Genomic DNA, 21,584 nt, shown 5'->3' on the forward strand with positions numbered 1-21,584 from the left:
CTCTCACTCCATCCACTCGGGCGCGAACTCGACGATTCGCTTGCGGAAAACGGTGTACACCAGCGACGTGAGAAGCGCGGCGAGGACCGCCGTCCGGATGGAGCCGTCGAACGTAACGAGCGCCGGCACCGAAACCAGCGCGCCCAGAACGAAGTCCTCTGGCGACCCGTCGTAGCGGACCCACCGCCGGGGCCGAACCCAGGTCTTCGTCGGATGGAGAAACACCGCGCGGTCGGAGGTCCCCTCCCACGGTTTCAGTTCGAGGCCGCCGCCGAAGGCGTCGCTCGCGGAGTGGACCGCCGCCGAGACGAGAAACAGGGCGGCGGCGACGGTCGTCGTACTCGGGGCAACCGCGGCACCGACGACCACAGGGACCGCGAGACCGCTGTAGTAGACGGGGAAATGCAGCGTCTTGCGGTGGGCGGCGAGTAGGTCCAAGTCCGGGAATATCCCGCCTGCCGCCCCGCCGACCGCCGCGGCGACTGCGAACTCGGGTGCGACCGCGACCACCGCGCTCGCCAGCGCCAGACCGACGAACGCGTGGGTGGTCACCATCATGGATCGCGATAGGGCCACGACGGGCAAAACGCTGTCCGTTCGGTTGCGTCCGTCGACAAACGGGTCACCGCGGCCCGCGGCTTTTTGCCGTGCGCGCCACGATCTGGTCACATGAGCCAGATCACCCTGTACGAACTCGACGGCTGTCCGTACTGCGAGAACGTCCACGAGCGCCTGCAGGACCTCGATATCGAGTACGAGAGCGTCTGGGTCGAGAGTCTACACTCGGAACGCGACGAGGTGGCCCGCGTCTCCAATCAGCGCTCGGTGCCCGTGCTCGTAGACGAGGAGTACGGCGTGACGATGGGCGAGTCCGAGCGCATCCTGGAGTTCATCGAGACGACGTACGCCTAAGGGGATCCTCACCTCACCGGCAGACCCTATCGAACGCGCTAGCGCAGTTTGCTCCGCGATAGAACTCCTTTAGGAGGTGTCCGTTACCGAGAACCGGGCCGGGCGTGTGTGTTCATCGTGTTCGTGTGTCGGTCATGGTCCGTCGGCAGTGCCGCCAGCGGCAACCGTCGTTCAGAACTCCGTCACCACGGGTATCCCGACCGTGTCGAACTCGCTCATCGCGGCGACGCGGTCCGGCACGTCCGCCAGTGCGATGGTCTCCGAGACGATGGCTCCGGGGTCGAGTTTCCCGCGTTCGACCATACGGAATATCTCGTCGTAGCGGGTCGGCGGCATCCCGAAGGACCCGAGGAAGTCGATCTCCTTCATCACCATCGCGTCCGTCGGCAGCGGTATCTCGCCGCCTTCCTCGCTGGTCGTCAGGCCGATCTGGAGGTGCTGGCCGGTCCGTCCGAGGCTGTCGAGCGCGTTGCGACACGTCTCGGCGACGCCGAGGCCGTCCACGGCGAGGTCGACGCCCCCGCCGGCAAGCGCTTTCGCGTGACTCCCGACGTTGTCGACCGCGCTGGCGTCGAGCGTCTCGTCCGCGCCGAGGTCGGCGGCGGCGTCGAGCTTCGACTGCTGGATGTCGACCGCGACGACGTTCGCGCCGAGCGCGTCGGCGATGTGTACGGCCGAGAGACCAACGCCCCCACAGCCGTGGACGGCGACCCAGTCGCCCGCCGACAGGTCGGCGCGATGGGAGAGTCCGTGAAACGCCGTTGCGAACCGGCAGCCGAGGGCGGCCATGTCGACGGAGTCGACGCCCTCCGGGAGTTTCACCGCGTTGTAGTCCGCGGCGCGGACCGGAAACGCCTCGGCGAACGCCCCCGGCGCTATCGATGCGAACCCGAGCGGGAGGACCGTCTCGCAGACGTTCGCGCGACCGTTCCGACAGTGGTGGCAGGTGCCGTCGGAGAGCGCGAACGGCACGGCGACGCGGTCGCCCTCCCGGAGCGTCTCCACGTCCTCGCCGACTTCGGCGACGACTCCCGCGGGTTCGTGTCCGAGGACCTGGCCGGGTTGGGCCTGCGCACCGACCCACTCCCAGTCGCCCTGCCAGGCGTGCCAGTCGCTCCGGCAGACGCCGCAGGCCTCTGTCTCCACGACGACCTGTTCGGGGTCGGGTTCGGGTCGCTCGACCTCTTCGATGACGAGCGGTTCTCCGTGCTCTCGGAGGACGGCGGCTCGCATACGGTCCGTGACACCGCGCACCACGAAAAATCCGGCGTTGCGCGAACTCTCTGACGCCGCTGTTCGCGCCGCTCCGCCGCGGCCTTCGCGCGCCGCCGGGACCGCACCGGTTAAGACCGCCCGCTCGCCAGACGTACCCATGCGACTGGAGGAGTACTGGGGCGTCGGGCCGAAGACCCGCGAACTGCTGGAGACGGAACTCGGCGTCGAGGACGCCGTGACCGCTATCGAATCGGCCGACGTTCGGACCCTGACGGAAGCCGGGTTGAGTCGCGGCCGCGCCACGCGCATCCTGCGGCGCGCGAACGGCGAGGCCGGCATGGACGTCCTGGCGACGAGCGACGGGCGGTCGGTGTACAAGGAACTGCTCGAACTGGCGCGGCAGTACGCCGTCACGCAAGACGCCGCGGACAGAATTCAGGTGTTGACGCCGACGCCTTCCCACGAGACGCGAGTGAAGCGGCTCCACGCCGTGCTCTCGGCGCGCGACACGTGGACCGATCTCGACGAGGCGACCCGCGAAACCGTACTCGACGCGTTCGCGGAGTACGACGAGACGGGCGGCGGCGAGCGACCCGCAGTCGAAGCGGCGCTGGCGCTGCGCGAGGCGGACGTGACGGAGGGCGCGTTCGACGCCATCGCCGCGGTCGATCCAGACGCGCTGGCCGAGGCCGCCGACGCCCTCGCCGCGCTGGACGACGGTCGCGTCCGCGATGGCGTCGACGACGACCTGGACCGCCTCCGCGACGCGCTGACGGCTGTCGAATCGGCATCGTCGAGTCCCGTCGAAGTCGTCGACGCGGTCCGCGACGGCGACGTTCGCCGCACCGACGCGTTCCGGGACTCGTTCGTCGACCACCTCGCGGGCAAACCCGGCGTCACCGCGGGCCACGTCCGGGAGGCCATGCCGGACGAGGCGGCGGACGCGACGGATTTCGTCGCGCGGACGCTCCGGGCGCTCGTCGACGACCTCCGAGGCGCGGTCGAGGACCGCGAGGCGGCGGTCGCCGCGGACCTCCGGGAGGAGATCGAGGCGGCCCGTGCGGACGTCGACGTCGCGGTGGAGGCGGTCGGTGACATCGCCTTTCACCTCTCGCTCGCGCGGTTCGCCGAGGCGCACGACCTGACTCGGCCGGAGTTCGTCGACGACGGGGTCGCCGTCGTCGGTGCCCGTAACCTCTCGCTCGCGGCGAGCGACGAGGCGGTACAGCCGGTCACCTACGCCCTCGGCGAGCACGACGTGGACGAGGTTCCGTCGACCCGCGATACGGCGGACGCGGCGGTCGGCGTCCCCGGCGAGGAGCGGGTGTCCGTCCTGACCGGGGCCAATAGCGGCGGGAAGACGACGCTACTGGAGACGCTCTGTCAGGTGGTCTTGCTGTCGGCGATGGGTCTGCCCGTCCCGGCGGAGCGAGCGGCGGTCGCGGATTTCGACACCGTTGTCTTCCACCGGCGGCACGCGAGTTTCAACGCGGGCGTACTGGAGTCGACCCTTCGCTCTATCGTCCCGCCGCTGTCGGCGTCGGACCGGACGCTGATGCTGGTCGACGAGTTCGAGGCCATCACTGAACCCGGTAGCGCCGCGGACCTCCTGCACGGACTGGTCCGCCTCGCCGTCGACGAGGGCGCTCTGGGGACGTTCGTCACCCACCTCGCGGACGACCTCGAACCGCTTCCCGACGCGGCGCGGACCGACGGCATCTTCGCGGAGGGGTTGACGCCCGACCTGGAACTCGAAGTCGACTACCAGCCCCGCTTCGGCACGGTTGGGCGTTCGACGCCGGAGTTCATCGTTTCCAGACTAGTGGCTGACGCGAGCGACCGCACCGAGCGGGCGGGCTTTGAAACCCTTGCGGAGGCGGTCGGTCACGAGACGGTCCAGCGAACGCTGGCGGAAGCGTGGGAGGAACGGCCCGCCGACGGTCGCTGATAGCGACCGTTGTAACTGTGTACCGGTGCTCGCCGGCCTCGGATCGCCGAACTACCGAACTGACTTCCAATCCCCTCTGAGGACGGCGATACGACTGGTCGGCGAGTGCGCGAAAACGGGCGTGGTCACGGCGAACGTGTTACCGCTTGTACGTTCGCAGTTGAGCGCGGTCGGCGTTCGGCCGTTCGGTACCGGTCACGCTGGTGAGCTTCTTGTACCCCCAGGTGAGCAGTATGAGGCCGATGACGAACCAGGCCGTCGCGCCGATCAAATGCGTTTTCGGCGGCAACGCTGCTCCGAGGAGCGGCCCCCGCATGATGAACCACGCGGCCATAAGCGTTATTAGTAATCCTGCGATGCTGACAGCGACGTTGATGCGTTTTCCCATAGTTACACAACCCCCCTGCGACGGCCACCCCGGACCGTCACATGGATCGCATTACCCGCTACGTACCTATTACTACGTAAATGTATGCCAAATTGTAATGCAAAAAGAAAGATTGGAAATTCTAAATAAGTCGGATCGAATATGAAATCGTACAGTCAGCTCGCGGTCGCCGTCCGAACGAAGACGGACAGCGCCATGCCTTGGTCATAGCGCATCGGCTCCGCGCCGCGTCTACTGTAACTGACGGCCGCTTCTCCGACACGTCGATGACGTACAACCTGAATAGGACTCCTACTCAAACCCTGTTGGGTTAGAACAAGCACAATTGTTTTACGTGCTACTGTACTTGCTTTACGCATGCCACGGGTGGAGCTACCCTACGACGCGAAAGCCGGGCCGACGAAATCCGAGGTGCGGGCCGTGTTACTCGGAAAGTTGGCGCTCGGACCGTCCGACCACTTCGTCGAAGTCGGGTCCTGTACCGGGGCCGTGACGATAGAGGCGGCGCGACGCGCCGGCCGCGTGACGGCGATAGAGCGCAAGGAATCGCGCGCGGAGACGACGCGGAAGAACCTCGCCGCGAACGGCGTCGACGGCGTCGAGGTCCGCGTCGCCGAAGCGCCCGAGGGACTGCCGGACGACGCGGACGCGCTCTTTCTCGGCGGGAGTCGCAACTACGAGGCCGTCCTCGACCACGCCGTCGAGGCGGGGATCGAGACGGTCGTGATGAACGTCTCGCGGCTCGAAGTCGCGGGCGCGGCGACCGAAGCGTTCCGCGAGCGCGACCTGCTCGACGACGTCGTCCAGTTCCAGGTGAGCCACGGCTACGAACTCGCCGGCGCGACGAGTTTCGATTCGGAGAACCCCGTGTACATGCTCGTCGGCGGAGCGAGCGACGGACCCGATGCGGGCGACGCGGGAGGTGCCGGCAGATGACCCTCTACGGCGTCGGTCTCGGCCCCGGCGACGCCGAACTGATCACGGTCAAGGGCAAGCGAGCGCTCGAAGCGGCGGAGGTCGTCTATTCGCCCGGCCGCCTCTCCCGGACGGTCGCCACCGAACACGTCCCCGAGGAGCGCATCGGCGACCTCGACTTCCCGATGACCCGCGACGAGGAGAAACTCCGGCGGGCCTGGAAGGAGGCCGCCGCCGAGATAGCGCCCGAAGCGAGAGAGGGCGACGCCGCCTTCGTGACACTCGGCGACCCGAACGTCTACTCCACGTTCGGCCACCTGCGCCGGACGATGGACCATTTCCACCCCGATGTCGACCTCGAACTCGTCCCCGGCGTCAGCGCGGTCACCGCGTTCACGACGGCGCTCGGCGTCGAGATAGACGCCGGTGCGGGTCTGGCGCTCCGCGAAGCCGCACAGGGGGCGTCGCCGACCGGACCGGACCGGATGGTTCTGTTCAAAGTCACTGACGCACCGGCCACTCACGAGGGACTCGCCGACGCGGGGTACGACGTGACGTACGGCCGCCGGCTCTACATGGAGCAGGGCGAGACGCTCGTGACGGAGGACCCGGCGGAGATCGCCGAACGCGACTACTACACGCTTGCCTACGCGGAGAAGGCCGACCTGTCGGTCGACCGCGCAACGGCGAAGTTCGGCCACAGCGAGGAACGCGCGGAGGCGGCGGAACACGGGGACGAGGTCGAGCCCCGTAGGTCGGACCGCCGCGACGAGGGGGTGCCGTCCGATGACTAACGATTCCACTGACCCGCAGGCGGCGATAGACGAAGCGAGCGAACAGCGTCAGCGTGAGCGCGACCCACGCGTGTACGAACACACTGCGGGCGACGTACAGGAGGGGATCCCGTTCATCGGCGCGGGTCCGGGCGACCCCGGCCTGCTGACCGTGACCGGGAAGGAACTGGTCGAGGACGCGGACCTCGTGGTCCACGCGGGGTCGCTGGTCAACAGCGAACTACTCGACGAGTACTGCGCCGACGCCGAACTGGTCAACTCCGTCGGCAAGGACCTCGAAGAACTGATCCCGCTGATGCGGGACGCATACGATGACGACCGTGAAGTCGTGCGCCTGCACAGCGGCGACCCCGCCATCTACGGCGCGGCGCTGGAGCAGATGGACGCGCTGGAACACGAGGGCGTCCCCACCTACTTCGTCCCCGGCGTCACCTCGGCGTTCGCCGCGAGCGCCACCCTGCGGACGCAACTGACGCTGAACGAGACGGCGAATCACGTCGCGTTCACCCGGCCGCAGGGGAAGACGCTGGACCCCGAGGACGACCACATCACGGAGTTCGCCGAGATGGGCGACGTGACGACGTGCATCTACCTCGGCACGCACGCCGTCGCGGACACGATGGACCGCCTGCTCGACGAGGGCGTCGACCCCGACACGCCGGTGACGGTGGTCTACCACGCCTCGTGGCCCGACGAGGACATCGTCGAGGGAACCGTCGCGACCATCGGCGACCGCCTGGAGGACGCGGGCTACCGCGCCTCCGCGATGGTGATAATCGGACAGGCCGGAACGGGCGCGGGGTACGAGCGCTCGTACCTCTACGGCGACTGGGCGAACCGCGGACAGAACGACGGCGAAAGCGAGGCTGATGACTGACAATGAGTACTGACGCGAACGACACCGACGCGGACGCATCGACCGACGACAGCGGCGGGCACTGTAGCACGCCCGACAGCGACGGCGAAGTCGCCGAGGAGATAGCGATCATCTCTTTCGAGCGGAAGCTAGACACCGCCGAGGAGATCAAGGAGGGCATCGGCGACCGCTACGACAGCATCGACATCATCGAGTACCACGGCGACGTGTTCGAGGAGCACTGGGGCGAGTACGACTGCTTCGTCGGCCTGATGGCGAGCGGCATCGCGATGCGCAAGACCGCGCCCCTGCTCGACGACAAGTGGGACGACCCCGCCATCTGCGTCGTCGACGAGGAGTTGACGTGGGCCATCCCGATCACGGGCGGGCACCACGGTGCGAACCAGGTCGCGGACGACCTCGCGTCGATGGGCGCGGTTCCGGCGATGACGACCGCCAGCGAGGCCGCCGACAAGCAAGGCGTCGAGAAGCGGGCGAAGGCGCTCGACGCCCACGTGGTCAACGGCGATTCGACGGTGGCGACGAACCTCGCGGTACTGGACGAGGAACTCGGCCCCATCGAGCGCCTCGACGGCCCGAAGGCCGTCCTCGTGGGCGACGACGTGACCGTCCTGAAACGCAATCTGGACGACGGCGTCGTGCTCGGCACGGGGAGCGTCTCCGACGCGGACAAAGAGCAGTTCCACGCGGCGTGGGAGCGGGCGCTCGACGAGGCGGGCACGGACTGGGACGACGTGGAGTTCGTCGCCACCGGCACGCGCAAGGAGGAGGAACCCGGCCTGCTCGAAGCGGCCGAGGAGAAGGGCCTCGGCGTCATATCGTTCGAGAAAGAAGACCTCGAACCGTACGAGGGGCCGACCCCATCGCGCTCGAAGGAACTGATCGGTTGGCCCGGTATCGCCGAAGCGAGCGCCATCGCGGCAGGCGCTGAACACGAACTCCTGCTGGAGAAGATCAGCCACGACGACGCCGTGACGGTCGCGATCGGGCGGTAGCGGCGACACTGACTGCTTTCTCCCCGTTATTCACCGGCTGGAACCGGTCGGCGGACCGCTGGGTGTTACGAGTGAGTCTCGGCACGTATCCCGTCGACGACCTGCAGGACGGCTCCGAGTCCGGTGCAAATGAGGCCGGCCGGAACGAACACCAGGCCCATGCTGAACGCGCTACTGATCCGCAGTACGTAGTAGCTACCGGTGAGGCTCCAGAGTACCGATAACGCGTACTGGGAGACCAGCAGGAACACGGCACTGCCACCGACAGCGGCTCCGAGCGTAAGCAGTCGCAGCGGCCATTCTCCCGGGGTGCACGTTTGAACGACGAGATACAGCAGTCCCGCCTCGGCGAGCGCGAGGACTCCAGCCACCAGATAGACCATGACGAAGATACCGGCGAGACCGGCCGCGAACCCGTCTCCGGGCGGGTTTTCGGGGATGGTCGCGAACGTGACCCCGGCAGTGATGAGGGCGAACACGCCGAGAACGGCGGTCCCGATCGCGACGATGCGGGGTGTTGGAGGGAATCGCATGGGCGTAATTCCGGAATAGAGACAATAAGTTCTCTGAAAGCGGGAAGCGTCCCGTCCCGACGAGGTGCGGAGCGCAGCGCTACTCCAGTAGCCGACCGCGAACGTCTCCGTCCGGGATCTCACAGCGGTCCTTCTCGCCGAACCATCGGTACCGATTGGCGGCGACGAAGTCGTATATCCGGTCGCGGAGCGACCGCGGGACGATTCGGGCCGGTCGCAACAGCGCATACATACCGCCCAGATGCGTGGCGATCCGGAGGACGGCGTCCGTCTTCACGTAACAGTCGTCACCCTCGATCAGCACGACTGACTCCAGTTCGTCGGTCGGGAGGTCGTGTTCGGCGAGCAGGGCTTTCCCGACGTCCGACTGGAGCGGTGCGAAGCGGAACGTCGCCTCCGGGTCCCGCGGTACGATGAACTGGACGAACCCGCTGCAGAGATCACAGACGCCGTCGAACAGGACGACCGGGCCGCCGTCCGGTTTGTCCGCGGTCATCGATCGCGTTCCCTTGGTTCCCGTGATAATTTCCCTTGGGATCCGTGATAATTGAGAGTTTCGGGCGGACGCCGCGCGTTCGTTTCACGATACAGAAAACTTATTTATACATGGGAGGGAGGCTGGCGAACGGGTCGCCCGGTACGTATGGATTCACGCACGCCCTCCCTCCCCGCGAACGTCCTTGACCGTATTTCACACGCCCTCGCCCGGCGGTTCGAGGTCGACCTCCGGGCGCTCGCCGCGTTCCGGGTCGCGGTCGGAACGCTGGTGATCGTCGATCTAGTGCTCCGGTCTCGCGACCTCGTCGCCTTCTACACTGACGCCGGCGTCCTTCCGCGAAGCGCTCTGTTCGCTGACTACGGAACCCTCTACTCGCTTCACGCCCTCTCCGGAGCGGCGTGGGCGCAGGTCCTCCTGTTCGTCCTCGCGGGCGCGGTCGCCCTCGCGATGGTCGTCGGATACCGGACGCGGGTCGCGACCGCCGTCTCCTGGGTGCTGCTCGTCTCGCTTCACCTTCGCAATCCCCTGGTTCTCAACGCCGGCGATACCCTGTTGCGAATGCTTCTCTTCTGGGGGACCTTTCTGCCCCTGGGCGAGCGGTGGGCGGTCGACGCGGGCCGAAACGACCGAGAACGGTCAGTGGTGGCTTCTATCGCGACAGTCGCGCTGTTGATTCAGGTCGTTCTCATGTACGCGACGAACGCTGTCCACAAGACCCGGAGCGACGCGTGGACGAGCGGGAAAGCGGTCGCCTACATCTTCCAGGCCGACCACTTCACCATCCTGCTTGGCGACGTTCTCGCGGAGCATCACGCGCTGCTGGAACTGTTCACGTACCTCTGGATGGCGATGATCGTGGCCTCGCCGTTGCTCCTCTTGTGTACCGGTATTCCGCGGGCGGTGCTTGCAGCCGCGTTCGCCGGCATGCATCTCGGGATGCTCGTCACGCTCCGTATCGACCTGTTCCCGCTGATCTCCGTCGCTGGGCTCGTCCCGTTCTATCCGCCTGTCGTCTGGGACGCGGTGGAGTCTCTGGCGGACCGGACGGGAGCGGTTTCCTGGTTCCGCCGCCGGTCGGCGTCAGTCGAGTTGTCCACCGCAGTGTCTACCCCCGACGAGTTCGTACGGGACTGCTCCGCTGTCTCGATCCTCTCGGACGGGGTCACTCGGGCGTACGGAGCGTGTCTGACGGTCGTTCCGTTCGTCTTTCTCGTCCTCGTCGTCACGTCGAACGCCGCGGCGGTCGGCTACGCGACGATGCCGGACCACGGCGACCGGGCGTTAGACGCCATCCAGGGCGACCAGAACTGGCGCATGTTCGCGCCGAACCCGACGCGGACGACGAAGTGGTTTGCGGCCCCCGGAACGCTGGAGAACGGGACGGAGGTCGACGTTCTCCACCGGTCGAGAGTGGACCTCGACCGGCCGGCGAGAGCGCAGGACGCGTATCCCACCTCGCGGTGGCGAAAGTACCTCTCTACCGTCCAGTCGGCCGACAACGAACGCCACCGTTCGTATCTCAGTAACTACCTCTGTAACCGCTGGAACGGGCATCACGACACCGAAGTCCGCGACGTTTCCATCTACTTCCTGTACGAACAGTCCGACCCCTATGACGGGTCCACGTCGAGCGGGAACGTCTCCATACAGGAGTACGACTGTTCGGGCGAGTTCGTTCAGAGCGACGGCTAGTCTCTCCGTTCGCAGTTCACTCTCACTGGCACTCTATCAAAACAGAGTTGCGCTAAAACAAGCAAAATTGTTTTATGCGAAACTAGCGTTGCACTTGATATGCGACACAGCAACGGTACGCTCGCGCAAGCGACGGTCGGGAGGTCTCCACGGGCATGACCGAGGAGTCGACTGCGGCCGCTTCCGACGACCTCGGCAAGGTCTACGTCGTCGGTATCGGCCCCGGCCTGCCGGGCGACATGACCCAGCGGGCGAAAGACGTCATTCAGAGCGCCGACTGCGTCATCGCCTCCAATCTCTATCAGGAGTTCCTCCGCAAGGACGGGACGCTCCCGCCGGAGACGGCGACCGACGGCGGGACGGCGAGCGCCTCCGCCGGCGCGCGCTCGGACCAGGAGGTGATCCGCTCCACGATGGGCCGCCAGATCGAACTCGCCCGGGAGGCGTTCGACCGCGTCCGCGACGGCGAGACGGTCGCGCACGTCTCCGGCGGGGACCCGAACGTGTACGGAAAATCCGACCTCCTGTTTCTGATGGCTCAGGAGGACGAGGTCGAGGACGTTCCTATCGAAATCGTCCCCGGCGTCACCGCGGCACTCGGGGGCGCGGCCAACCTCGGCGCGCCGCTGTCGAACGACTTCTGTACCATCTCGCTGTCGGACAAGTGGCGCGGCTGGGACGAGATAGAGGAGAAGCTACGGGCCGCCGCCATCTCCGGGTTCGTCATCGTCCTGTACAACTGCTGGCGCAACTACGAGCGGGCGGTCGACATCGTCCGCGAGGAGCGCGCCGACGACGCCGCGGTCGCCATCGTCAACGACGCCGGCCGCGGCGACGCCGGCCGCAACGGCGAGAGCCAGACGATCACGACGCTCGGCGGGGCCACGGACCACGACGACAAGGTCGCCGGGATGGGCACCTCGCTCGTCATCGGCAACCACGAGACGGAGGTCTGGAGCAACGACTACGAGCAGTTCCTCGTCACCCCGCGCGGCGGGCGTGACGTCGACGACTTCTGAACCATGAGCACTGACGACACCACGACCGAATCGGAATCGAAGTGCGGGGCATCGAAAACCGACACGAGTACTGAAAGCGAGTCGAAATGCGGCGCGAGCGGGAGCGATTCCGGCTCGTCGTCTTCCTGCGGGGCTTCCGGCAGTGACGAGGAGGAGGTCGGCTCCACCGTCGACGACTTCGACGCGGATCCCGGCCGCCTCGTCGCGGTCGGCCTCGGCCCGGGCCAGCCCGAGGGGATGACCTCCCGCGCGAAGGCCGCGCTCGGGGACGCCGAGCACATCGTCGGCTACACGACCTACGTCGATCTGGTGCCCGACGAGATCACCGACGACGCGGAGGAGATCTACTCGACGCCGATGTGCGGTGAAGTGTCGAGAACCGAGGAAGCCATCGACCGCGCGCTGGCGGGCAACGACGTGGCGATCATCGGCAGCGGCGACCCGAACGTCTACGCGCTCGCCGGCCTCGCGCTGGAGATAGTCGAGTCGAAGGGGGCAACGGCGTCGATGCTCGACTTCGAGGTGGTGCCCGGCGTCCCCGCCGCGCAGTCCTGTGCGGCCCGCGTCGGCGCGCCGCTGGTCAACGATACGGTCTCTATCTCGCTGTCGGACCACCTGACGGACATGCCGACCATCGAGTCGCGCCTGCACGCCGTGGCGAAGGAGGGGTTCACCATCGCCATCTACAACCCGTGGAGCCGCAAGCGCCGGGAGAACTTCGAGAAGTGCTGTGAGATCCTCACCGAGCACCGCGACGCGGACACCCCGGTCGGCATCGTCCACGCCGCGGGCCGCGACGACGAGGAAGTCGAAGTCACCACGATCGGCGAACTCGAAGGGCTGGGCGAGACGGACCTGATCGACATGACGACTACCATCCTCGTCGGCAACGAGGACACCTACGAGTGGGACGGGCGGATGGTCACCCCGCGCGGCTACGAGACCAAATACGAGTACTGATGTACCGAATCACGATCGACAAGGACGCCTGCGACGGCATCTTCGCCTGCCTGACGCGGGACCCGCGGTTCGTCGAGGACGACGACGGCCTCGCGACCGTGGACCCCGCGGCCGACCCAGTTCCCCCTGAAGGGTCCGACGACGGCACGATCCGCGAGGAGGACGGCAAGATAGTCGCGGAGTTCGACGACGACCGCGCCGACGAGGCCCGCGAGGCCGCCGCGGCGTGTCCCCCGAACGCGATCACGGTGGAAGATATCTAATGTCACTGAGCATCGGCAAGCCCGACGACATGCTCGCGGCCCACCCCGAGACGGCGTACTTCTGGGGGCGGGTCGCGGGCGACGGCGACCTCGAATCGGACTGCGTGACCGTGCGGACCAACGACGAGACGGCGGCCCGACGCCTCGCCGCCGTCGCCGGCGCGGAGCAGGTCGACCGCCGGATCCTCGAGCGCGAGTACGCCCACGATACGTCGATCACCCGTACCGAGGACGAGTACGCCGTGCAGGTGTTCGGCGACCTGGCGGACCGCGCCGGCGCGGCGCTGGGCCTGCCGGTCGACGGCGAGCCCGGCGGTTACCGCTTCGGCGCGTTCGCGGACCACGACCGACAGCTCCTGCGGGGCCTGCTCGAAGGCTGCGGGACGGTGTGTTTCAAGTCCGGCGACGGGGCGGTGAGCGACACGAGCCGAGACTCGACAGAGGAGGGCTCTGTCGGCGTGTCGTTCGTCCACGAGGACCGCCGCCTGCTGGAGACGGTCCAGTCGCTGCTCGACGACGTGCCGGTGGACGCGCCGTACGGCGACCCGGCGGAGGCGTCCTCGGGCTACTGGTTCGGCGTCGACGACGCCGCCGTTCCCGATCTCGGCCCGTGGCTGTACGACGGGAGCGAGGACACCGGCCTGTTCGCGCCGAGCCGGCGGCGGAAACTGCGGCGGAGCCTCGACCGGATATGAGCCGGACGACCGAGGCGGCGGGCGGGTTCGACGACGAGGCGGTCCTGCTCGTCGGGCACGGCTCCCGCCGCGAGAAGTCGAACGAGCAGGTACGGGAACTCGCGGCCGACCTGGAGGGGCGGCTCGGCATCCCGGTCGACGCCGGCTTCCTCGAACTCGCGGAGCCGGCGATCCCGGACGCTATCGGCGGGCTTGCACCGGCGGTCTCGGAGATAACGGTCGTCCAGCTATCGCTGTTCGCCGCCAGCCACGTCAAAAACGACGTGCCGCTAGCGGTCCAGGGAGCGCGCTCGGACCATCCGGGGCTGACGCTCAACAACGGCGCGCACCTCGGCATCCACCCCGCCATCGTCGACCTGCTCGACGACCGCGCGGCCGCCGTCGAGTGCGATCTGGGCGTCGACCGCGAGGCGGACGACGTGGCAGTCGTGCTGTGTGCCCGGGGGTCCTCGGACCCGGACGCCAACGCCGATGTTCACAAACTCGCCCGCCTGCTGTACGAGGGCCGCGAGTTCTCTCGTGTGGAGGCCTCGTTCATCGGCGTCACGGAGCCGCTGCTCGACGACACGCTCCACTCCGTCGCCAAGCACCGCCCCGACGCGGTCGTCGTCGTGCCGTACATGCTCGGCGACGGCGTGCTGACGGGGCGCATCCGCGACGGCGCGGGCGAGTTCGACGCGGAGTACCCCTACGTCGACGCGGCCTGTGGCGACCCGCTCGGCACCGACTCCCGACTGCTCGACGTGCTCGGCGACCGCTGGCAGGAGGCCAGGACGGGCAGCGTCGAGATGTCCTGTGACACCTGCAAGTACAAGGTCGAACTCGACGGCTACGAGGAGGACCAGGGCGGCGCACGGGCGATGCTCCGCGCGCTGACCCACCAGGAGACCCACGCCGACCGGGAGAACGTCGACGACGACCCGCACGTCCACGACGCGCCGGAGAAACACGTCGCCGTCTGCACCAACCAGACCTGCGCCGCCGACGGGTCGCCCGCCGTCCTCGAACGCCTGCGCCAGGCCGCCCGCGACTCCGACGAGTGCGACGCCCGCATCACGCGGACGTCCTGCCTCGACCGCTGCGGCGACGGCCCGATGGTCGCCGTCTACCCCGACGGCGTCTGGTACGGCGGCGTCGAAGCGGACGACGCCGATCGCATCGTCTCGTCGCATCTCGACCGCGACCGGATCGTCAGCGACATCGTGGACCAGACGCTATGACTGTGCGAGTCACCCGCACCGTCGGAAGCGGCCGCCCTCGCACGCGAAACGAACGGCCCGAACCGACCGACAGACACTTTATTTCACTCGCCGAAGCGTTCGGCTATGCCCTCTTTCGACGAGCGATTGGACCGGATGGTCGAATTTCTCACCTACGGGGTCGGCGTGTTGGTCATCACCGGTCTCCTCGTGACCGACCCGACGAGTCTCCCGGGGTTGCTTCCGACGACTGTCGGCCTGGGGCTCGCCGTCCACGCCGCGTGGAGCGACCGGTTAGACGAGTTCGGCTACGCGCTGATCGGATTCGTCGTGCTGGTCGCCCTGCTGGCCGTTGTCGCCGGTGTTATTTCGGTCGTCGGCGTCGACGCCTCGGGGGACGGCCGCTCCGACGCGCTGGTCCCGTTCGTCCTCGCAGTCTCGCTTCTCGTCGCCTACGCGGTGGCTCTCCGCTGGCGACCGCGAGTGTCGCTCCCGACTCCGTAACGCAGTCGTCCGGTTTCGACGGACCGCATCGCCGAACGACCCGACCGACCGATACACATCCATGACTTGTCACGAACTCGAAGCCCTACGACTCGGACTGATGAACGTCCTCGGCACCGAGGACCGAAGCACCCGCGAGCACGCGGAGAACGAACTCGACGGCGCACTCGACGGCCCCATCGAGGGCCTCGCGAACGCTGATTCGCTCTCCGAGATCGAGCGTCACCTCGACGCGGCGCTCGTGGATCTGGAGGAGGAAGTCGCCGAGGCCGACAGCGATTCGCAGGAGTACGACTACCTCCGCGGCCGCCTCGTCGCCGTTCGCGACGCGGAGCGTGCCGTGGGGCGACTCACCGCGCAGGGCGAGAGCGTCCTCGACGGCCTCGGGGACGCTCACCACGTCTTGCACGAGACGTTCCCGACCGATGAGTGACGCCGCCGACCCGACCGAGACGCCCGCCGCGCCCGACCACGAGAGCCTCGACCTCGGCGACGTACCGGCGGCAGGGTCGCGCCACCGCGGTCGCCGGTCGAGCGTCCTGTTGACCGGCGACCTCGTCGTCGCTGGCACCGCAAACGGCGATATCCGGGCGTTCGACCGCGAGAGCCTCGACCGGCGCTGGTCCGTCGACTGCGGCGGAAAACCGGTGTCTCTGGCGACGCTCGACGGCGGCGAGGGTTCCGGAATCGTCGTCGGTGAGCGCGGCCCGTCCGGCGCGGTCACCGCTCTCGACGCGACCGATGGGAACGCCCGCTGGCGCTACGAGACGGCCGCCGACGTGGGTGACCCGCAGAAGGAAACGCGGTTTTTCTACCCGTTCGTCGCCGACATCGTCACCGACGGCGACCGGACGTACGTCGCAAGCCGGCGGTACGAGCGCGACGGGACTGAATCTGGCCCCGACCGCGTCTTCGAGAGCGTCGTCTACGCGTTCGAGGCCGACGGCTCGATCGAGTGGACGTTCGAGACGGACGCCTCCCCTATCGCGCTCGACCGCCGCGACGACCGTCTCGCGATCGCGTTCAACCGCTGTCTCGACGACCACCAGCACGGGCTAGTCGTGCTGGACGCGGAGAGCGGCGACCCGCTGGTCGACTGGGACCCCGGCAACGAGGGGCAGCGGCGCTGCGGCGACGTGTCCCTCCTCGCGGACGGCGTCGCGGTCACCAGTCACGGCGACTACCGCGGCTACGTCCTCGACCGCGACGGGGCCGTCCGCTGGCGCGCCGACCTCGCGACGCCGGTTGAGCGCGACGGCGAGACGGTGTACGCCTACCCGAACCACGTCCACGCGACGGACGCGGGGGTCGTCTTCGTCACGGGCAACACCTACCCGGAGGAGGGCCGCGAGACGGAGGCACGCCACCCCAGCGACCACACCGCCTTCGGCTACTCGCCCGACGGCGAGTGCCGGTGGACCGACGGGGTGGGCGGGTTCGTCACCGGCCTCGGCGCGGACGGCGACCTCGTCGCCGCGCCGGGCGCGCAGAACTTCCGGGAGCGCGACCCCGGCGACCACGCGCTCCGCGCGTTCGACGTGACGGAGGGCCGCCGCGAACTCCTCGACGCCGCGGGCGTCGTCACCGCGGCGTCGCTTTCAGGGGATACCGTCGCCGCCGTCGAGGAACCAGTCGAGTATCACGACGACGGCGAACGCCGCGGCGCGCACCGACTGCACGTCGGGCGCGTCTGATCCGGAGCCCTCCCGCGACACGCTCTCGACGCCGATCCTCCGGTAGTCGCCCAATTATTGTTGGGTTTCAAAATAAAATCATGTATTCGCCGGTGAACGACCGCGGGGACCTCCCCGACGCGCGGCGGTCAGGGGACGGTTCTTTCACCGACCACAACCCTTGTAATCGCTGCCGAAGAATCCCCTCGCGTGCAACTACCGACGGTCGAACGGATCCGGACCTACCCGATCAAGTCGCTGGATGGCGGGGAGCGAGAGCGGGCGGAACTGGTGTCGGGCGGCTGTCTCGCCGGCGACCGCGAGTTCGCTATCGTCGACAACGAGGGGGAGTACGTCAACGGCGTGCGGACGCCCGACGTCCACGGCCTCTCCGTCTCAGTCGACCGCGAGAGCGAGACGGTGGCCATCGGCCGTAGAGGCGAGAACGAGCGCCGCGAGTTCGACCTGAACGACCGTGCGGACCTGAACGCCTGGCTCTCCGACTACTTCGGCTTCGACGTCACCGTGGTGCGCGACGAGACCGGCATGCCGGACCGACCCGACCGGGGACCGACGGTGATCAGCGCGGCGACGCTCCGAGAGGTGGCGTCCTGGTTCGACGGCGTCACCGTCGACGGCACGCGTCGCCGCTTCCGCGCCAACGTCGAGATCGGCGGCGTCCCGCCGTTCTGGGAGGACAGGCTCTACGGTGCGGACGGAACGCGGTCCTTCGAGATCGGAGACGTTCGGTTCGAAGGCGACGGTCCCTGCGGCCGCTGTGCCGTTCCGACCCGCGATCCGGATACGGGTGAACGAACGGAGGGGTTTCAGGAGCGGTTCGTCGAAAAGCGCGAGGAGACGCTTCCCGAGTGGACGCCGTCGGAGCGGTTCGACCACTATTACAAGCTGATGACGAACACGCGCGTTCCCGGACCCGGCCGGGGAGAAACGATCAGCGTTGGCGACTCGGTACGGATGCTGTCGGACTGACGCCGAGGCGGTCCGCCGCCGGGCCGAACTCTCCGTCGAGCAGCGCCGGCACCTCGTCAGGGGTCACGTCGGAGTACCACTCGTTTCGCGGCTGGATCGCTATCGCGGTTCCGTCCTCGCTACAGAGGCCGAGACAGGAGGTCTCGGCGACGTAGACGTGCGACCAGAACACGTCGCGCTCGCGGAGCCACGACTTCACCGCGTCCAGCACTTCGCGGCCGCCGACGTCCGCACAGCAGGCGTACTCGGCGTCGCGGTCGTTCGTGCAGACGAGGACGTGATCGGTAAATCCCTCCTCGCGGACCTCGTCAGTGCGGCGTCTCACGGGGGATCGTCAGTTCCGAGGCGGCGGTGCGGTCGAGAAGCCAGGTGTGTGCGGTCGCCAGCGTCATCCAGAGGAGGACCTGCCCGACGACGACCAGGCCGCGGTACGCCGTCGCCAGCCCGTCCGGGATCGGGCCGGACGAGGAGGCCGTCGACGCGAAAAACGCCGCGGCGACGACGAGGCCGAACGGAAGGAGGGCGGCCGCCGCGCGAGCGACGGTCGCGGTGCCCTCGGCCCGCCGCCAGGCGAGCGCCGACAGCGCACAGGCCAGCGCTCCGAGCGCCATCATCCCCGCGTAGATGACGAGTCTGGCGTCGCTCCCGAGCGCGTACTCCGCGCCGGGTGCCTGCGGCGGTAGCGCCAGCCACGGCGCGCCGGAGACGGTGACGAACCCGGCGGCCGCGAGCAGGTAGTTCCGCGTGTCGGTAGCGCCCGGTAGCGCGGGTTCGAACAGGTAGTACACCACCCCGAAGGCCGCCCCGAGCAACAGGCCGAACAGGCCGCCGCCGACGACGCTCGGTGCGGCCGCGACGAGGTCGATGCCGGACTCGTGGCCGTGGCCCGCCTCGAACGTCTCGGCGAACGCGATCGCCGGCGTCGCCACGAGCGCGACGAACAGGCCGTACGCGACGCCTGCGACCGCTCCCGCGCCGACGCCGCGTTTCAGGGCGTCGTACATCAGTGGCAGGTGACGCCGGCGGCGTGCCGGAAGTTGTGCATCGCGTCGTGGGCCATCGGGTCCTGCAGGAACATGAGTGTGAAGCCGAGCGCGGCCGCGAGGCCGATCGCCAGCGCCGCTCGCGTCGGCGTCAGTTCGGTGCCCGCGCGTTCGATGCGGTCGTGAACGGTGTCTGCGGTCTCCATTGAAACTCTACTTTCAATAGAACAAATGTGATTGTAAAACTTCCGCCTCTCGTCGCGTCCGTCTCGGCCGTCGGTCCCTTCGACCGTCGATCACTCCCGGGTCCGGCGGACACCCGGCTACTCTCGCGCCCGGCCGACCGCCCGCTCGACGCGCTCGGGGGTGAGCGCGGAGAGCGGCACCCGTTCGCCGCCGGTAGCCTCGACAACGTCCCCGGTTAGGCCGGTACGGTCGTCCCCGCCGGCGTCCACGGCGACGACGTGTGCGCCCCGGTCGGCGAGCGCCTCGGCGGCCGCTCGCGTCTCCGCAGTGGGGTTCTCGCTCGCGTTTGCCCGCCCGTCGGTGACGAGCACGACGACGCTCGTCCCGGGGTCGGCCCGCGTCACGACTTCGCTCGTCGTCCGCAGGCCCGCCGGGAGCGGCGTCCGGTCGCCGACGGGCAGTTCCTTCAGGTGCCGCGCCGCCAGCGTCACGCTGTCCGTCGGCGGCAGGAGCACTTCGGCGTCGTCGCCCGCGAACGCCACGACGGCGACGTCGTCGCGCTGCTCGTAGGCGTCCTGCAACAGTTCCAGCGCGACACCCTTCGCCGTCCGCATCGGCCCGCGCATCGACGCGCTCGCGTCCAGCGCGAACACGACTAAGGCGTTGCTCTCGCCCGAGCGCACCGACTGCCGGAGGTCCCGCGACTCGACGCTGTCCGACCCGCGCGCCGCGGCCGCCCTGACGGACGCGGCGGCGTCGACGCTCCCCGATTCAGCTCGTTCGGTGCGGACTCGTGCTCCCTCGTTGTCCGCGCTGGGGGTCAGGTCGGCGCGGGAGCCGGTGCCGCCGGCGCCCGTCGCCGCTGTCGCCGCCTCCGTCTCCACGCCCGGCGCGACGGCGTCGCCGACCTCAGCCCGGGTCTGACCGGGGATCAGCGGCGTGCCGTCCACCCCGTCGTCACCGTCAGGGCGGTTCTCGTCGTTCCCGTTCTCCGGGTCGCCCGCTTCGCCATCGTCAGTATCGCCGCGGCACCCGTCGCGCTCGTCCGGACTGTCGCCGTCGCTCCCGCCGGCTGGTCGCGGTTGGGGCGCGTCGCCTGCGCCGCCGTCCTGGCCACCGGTATCGTCGCTCTCGCCGGGTTCGCCCGATCCGCCGTCCGACCCGTCTCCGTCCTCAGCCGGTTCGTCTCTCTCTCCGTCGGCGTCGCCGGAACCGCCGCCCTCGTCGCCGTCCGCGCCGCTCTCGCCGTCGCCATCGTCACTGTCTCTACCGTCTGCCGTGTCGTCGCCCGCACTCTCCCCTTCGTCGAAGTGGTCGTCCACCACGTCCTCCGGGTCGGGCGCGTCCTCGAACGGTTTCGACTGAAGCCGGTGGGGTAGGGTCAGCTCCGCGGCGCGGCGCACGTCGCCCTCGATGACGCTCGCGCGGCCGGAAAGCGCCGCGATGGTCCGGGCGGCCCGCGCGGTGGCGATGTCGCCGCGGTGGCCGTCGACGCCGGCATCCCGGCAGAGCTCTGCGATCTCCGCCGCGAACTCGCGGGGGAGCGTCACGTCGTCTATCAGGTCGCGGGCGGAAAGCAGCGACTCGCGGTGGTCGGCGGTGGCGTCGTCAGCGGCCGCCCACGAGTCGTTCAGCGCGCGGTCGATGATCTCCACGCGGTCGTCGACGTCCTCGCAGCCGGTCACCGTCGCCTGGAGCGCGAAGCGGTCGCGTAGCTGGGGTCGCAGATCACCCTCCTCCGGGTTCATCGTCCCGACGAGGGTGAACTCCGCGGGGTGGGCGACACTGACGCCGTCACGTTCGACGCGGTTGACGCCGCTCGCCGCGGCGTCGAGCAGAACGTCCACGAGATGGTCGTCGAGTAGATTCACCTCGTCGACGTAGAGGATGCCGCGGTTCGCCCGGGCGAGCAGGCCGGGGTCGAACTCGGGGTCGCCGTCCAGCGCGTCCGCGACCGACAGGGTCCCGACGACGCGCTCTCGCGTCGCGCCCAGTGGAAGGGTAACGAGCGGGACCGACCGACTCTCGACCGGCGGGTCCGCGCGCTCGCGACAGTCCGCGCACTGCCGTTCCGCATCGGCCGGGGGACAGCCGTACGGGCAGTCGGCGACGGCGCGCTGTTCCGGGAGGAGGTCGGCCAGCGCCCGCACCGCGGTGGACTTGGCGGTCCCCTTCTCGCCGCGAACGAGCAGGCCGTCTATCGCGTCGTTCGCGCCGACGACGAGCAGCGCCTCCTTCAGCGCCGCCTGCCCGACGACCGCCCCGAACGGCACGGCCGTCGACAGCTTTTTGCCGCTCGCTAAATCAACCATACTTGTATTAGTCACAATAGAGGTTTAACAAC

General features: G+C 68.5%; 25 protein-coding genes. 16 read left to right on the plus strand and 9 right to left on the minus strand.

Annotated features, from left to right (window positions below; translation table 11 throughout):
* Positions 1–3 precede the first annotated feature (3 nt).
* Positions 4–558 (minus strand): metal-dependent hydrolase, encoded by a 555-nt coding sequence (locus SM753_RS11230; protein WP_323191665.1) that lies wholly within the window; start codon positions 556–558, stop codon positions 4–6.
* A 111-nt stretch (positions 559–669) separates the two neighbouring features.
* Between SM753_RS11230 and SM753_RS11235 the strand changes: the two genes are divergently transcribed.
* On the plus strand, positions 670–912 hold the full coding sequence (locus tag SM753_RS11235; protein ID WP_323191666.1) for a glutathione S-transferase N-terminal domain-containing protein: 243 nt from the start codon (positions 670–672) through the stop codon (positions 910–912).
* A 171-nt stretch (positions 913–1,083) separates the two neighbouring features.
* Here the strand turns inward: SM753_RS11235 and SM753_RS11240 are convergent, their stop codons facing one another.
* Positions 1,084–2,145 (minus strand): zinc-dependent alcohol dehydrogenase family protein, encoded by a 1,062-nt coding sequence (locus SM753_RS11240; protein ID WP_323191667.1) that lies wholly within the window; start codon positions 2,143–2,145, stop codon positions 1,084–1,086.
* 139 nt (positions 2,146–2,284) lie between these two features.
* Between SM753_RS11240 and SM753_RS11245 the strand changes: the two genes are divergently transcribed.
* Entirely contained in the window at positions 2,285–4,075 is a 1,791-nt protein-coding gene (locus tag SM753_RS11245) for a DNA mismatch repair protein (protein WP_323191668.1), read from the plus strand.
* A 139-nt stretch (positions 4,076–4,214) separates the two neighbouring features.
* On the opposite strand, the gene SM753_RS11250 is transcribed toward SM753_RS11245, so the two are convergent.
* A complete protein-coding gene (locus SM753_RS11250; protein WP_135533765.1) occupies positions 4,215–4,463 on the minus strand; it encodes a hypothetical protein in 249 nt (82 codons plus the stop codon).
* Positions 4,464–4,820: 357 nt separating this feature from the next.
* Between SM753_RS11250 and cbiT the strand changes: the two genes are divergently transcribed.
* From cbiT to cbiG, 4 genes are read left to right on the plus strand one after another with little or no spacing between them, the layout of a single operon-like run.
* The gene (cbiT, locus tag SM753_RS11255; RefSeq protein WP_323191669.1) at positions 4,821–5,399 is read left to right on the plus strand and encodes a precorrin-6Y C5,15-methyltransferase (decarboxylating) subunit CbiT; all 579 of its coding nucleotides are present in this window, start codon (positions 4,821–4,823) and stop codon (positions 5,397–5,399) included.
* A complete protein-coding gene (locus SM753_RS11260; RefSeq protein ID WP_323191670.1) occupies positions 5,396–6,172 on the plus strand; it encodes a cobalt-factor II C(20)-methyltransferase in 777 nt (258 codons plus the stop codon). Before cbiT ends, SM753_RS11260 begins: the two co-directional genes overlap by 4 nt.
* The gene (locus SM753_RS11265; RefSeq protein ID WP_323191671.1) at positions 6,165–7,049 is read left to right on the plus strand and encodes a cobalt-precorrin-4/precorrin-4 C(11)-methyltransferase; all 885 of its coding nucleotides are present in this window, start codon (positions 6,165–6,167) and stop codon (positions 7,047–7,049) included. The genes SM753_RS11260 and SM753_RS11265 overlap by 8 nt, the downstream gene beginning before the upstream one ends.
* A 2-nt stretch (positions 7,050–7,051) precedes the next feature.
* Positions 7,052–8,044, plus strand: a complete 993-nt coding sequence (gene cbiG, locus SM753_RS11270; protein ID WP_323191672.1) for a cobalt-precorrin 5A hydrolase — start codon at positions 7,052–7,054, stop codon at positions 8,042–8,044.
* 65 nt (positions 8,045–8,109) lie between these two features.
* On the opposite strand, the gene SM753_RS11275 is transcribed toward cbiG, so the two are convergent.
* Both SM753_RS11275 and SM753_RS11280 read right to left on the minus strand, forming a co-directional pair.
* Entirely contained in the window at positions 8,110–8,577 is a 468-nt protein-coding gene (locus SM753_RS11275) for a hypothetical protein (RefSeq protein WP_323191673.1), read from the minus strand.
* Positions 8,578–8,656: 79 nt separating this feature from the next.
* Entirely contained in the window at positions 8,657–9,073 is a 417-nt protein-coding gene (locus SM753_RS11280; RefSeq protein WP_323191674.1) for a thiol-disulfide oxidoreductase DCC family protein, read from the minus strand.
* 147 nt (positions 9,074–9,220) lie between these two features.
* Between SM753_RS11280 and SM753_RS11285 the strand changes: the two genes are divergently transcribed.
* From SM753_RS11285 to SM753_RS11330, 10 genes are all read left to right on the plus strand, one after another.
* The gene (locus SM753_RS11285) at positions 9,221–10,768 is read left to right on the plus strand and encodes an HTTM domain-containing protein (protein ID WP_323191675.1); all 1,548 of its coding nucleotides are present in this window, start codon (positions 9,221–9,223) and stop codon (positions 10,766–10,768) included.
* 155 nt (positions 10,769–10,923) lie between these two features.
* Complete coding sequence (locus SM753_RS11290; protein ID WP_323191676.1) at positions 10,924–11,787, plus strand: SAM-dependent methyltransferase; 864 nt, start codon at positions 10,924–10,926, stop codon at positions 11,785–11,787.
* 3 nt (positions 11,788–11,790) lie between these two features.
* Entirely contained in the window at positions 11,791–12,747 is a 957-nt protein-coding gene (gene cobJ / locus SM753_RS11295; protein ID WP_323191677.1) for a precorrin-3B C(17)-methyltransferase, read from the plus strand.
* Positions 12,747–13,010 carry a ferredoxin gene (locus SM753_RS11300; RefSeq protein WP_135533755.1) on the plus strand — a complete coding sequence of 88 codons (264 nt, stop codon included), beginning with the start codon at positions 12,747–12,749 and terminating at the stop codon, positions 13,008–13,010. Before cobJ ends, SM753_RS11300 begins: the two co-directional genes overlap by 1 nt.
* Positions 13,010–13,705 (plus strand): cobalamin biosynthesis protein, encoded by a 696-nt coding sequence (locus tag SM753_RS11305; protein WP_323191678.1) that lies wholly within the window; start codon positions 13,010–13,012, stop codon positions 13,703–13,705. The genes SM753_RS11300 and SM753_RS11305 overlap by 1 nt, the downstream gene beginning before the upstream one ends.
* Complete coding sequence (locus SM753_RS11310) at positions 13,702–14,925, plus strand: CbiX/SirB N-terminal domain-containing protein (RefSeq protein WP_323191679.1); 1,224 nt, start codon at positions 13,702–13,704, stop codon at positions 14,923–14,925. Before SM753_RS11305 ends, SM753_RS11310 begins: the two co-directional genes overlap by 4 nt.
* Positions 14,926–15,030: 105 nt before the next feature.
* Positions 15,031–15,408 (plus strand): hypothetical protein, encoded by a 378-nt coding sequence (locus SM753_RS11315; RefSeq protein ID WP_323191680.1) that lies wholly within the window; start codon positions 15,031–15,033, stop codon positions 15,406–15,408.
* Positions 15,409–15,469: 61 nt separating this feature from the next.
* A complete protein-coding gene (locus tag SM753_RS11320) occupies positions 15,470–15,841 on the plus strand; it encodes a DUF3209 family protein (RefSeq protein ID WP_135533751.1) in 372 nt (123 codons plus the stop codon).
* Entirely contained in the window at positions 15,834–17,102 is a 1,269-nt protein-coding gene (locus SM753_RS11325) for a PQQ-binding-like beta-propeller repeat protein (protein WP_323191681.1), read from the plus strand. Before SM753_RS11320 ends, SM753_RS11325 begins: the two co-directional genes overlap by 8 nt.
* 189 nt (positions 17,103–17,291) lie before the next feature.
* Positions 17,292–18,071, plus strand: coding sequence for an MOSC N-terminal beta barrel domain-containing protein (locus tag SM753_RS11330; protein WP_323191682.1), 780 nt, complete (start codon positions 17,292–17,294; stop codon positions 18,069–18,071).
* Here SM753_RS11330 and SM753_RS11335 read toward each other — a convergent pair.
* The 4 genes from SM753_RS11335 to SM753_RS11350 form a co-directional block, all read right to left on the minus strand.
* Complete coding sequence (locus tag SM753_RS11335; RefSeq protein ID WP_135533748.1) at positions 18,034–18,396, minus strand: ferredoxin; 363 nt, start codon at positions 18,394–18,396, stop codon at positions 18,034–18,036. The two genes, SM753_RS11330 and SM753_RS11335, sit on opposite strands and share 38 nt — an antisense overlap.
* Positions 18,380–19,075 carry a CbtA family protein gene (locus SM753_RS11340; protein WP_323191683.1) on the minus strand — a complete coding sequence of 232 codons (696 nt, stop codon included), beginning with the start codon at positions 19,073–19,075 and terminating at the stop codon, positions 18,380–18,382. The genes SM753_RS11335 and SM753_RS11340 overlap by 17 nt, the downstream gene beginning before the upstream one ends.
* The gene (locus SM753_RS11345) at positions 19,075–19,260 is read right to left on the minus strand and encodes a CbtB domain-containing protein (RefSeq protein ID WP_121818061.1); all 186 of its coding nucleotides are present in this window, start codon (positions 19,258–19,260) and stop codon (positions 19,075–19,077) included. The genes SM753_RS11340 and SM753_RS11345 overlap by 1 nt, the downstream gene beginning before the upstream one ends.
* 117 nt (positions 19,261–19,377) lie before the next feature.
* Positions 19,378–21,552 (minus strand): VWA domain-containing protein, encoded by a 2,175-nt coding sequence (locus SM753_RS11350; RefSeq protein ID WP_323191684.1) that lies wholly within the window; start codon positions 21,550–21,552, stop codon positions 19,378–19,380.
* Positions 21,553–21,584: the final 32 nt, after the last annotated feature.

The sequence above is a fragment of the Halostella sp. PRR32 genome, assembly GCF_034808085.1.
Classification (GTDB): Archaea; Halobacteriota; Halobacteria; order Halobacteriales; family Natronoarchaeaceae; genus Halostella; species Halostella pelagica.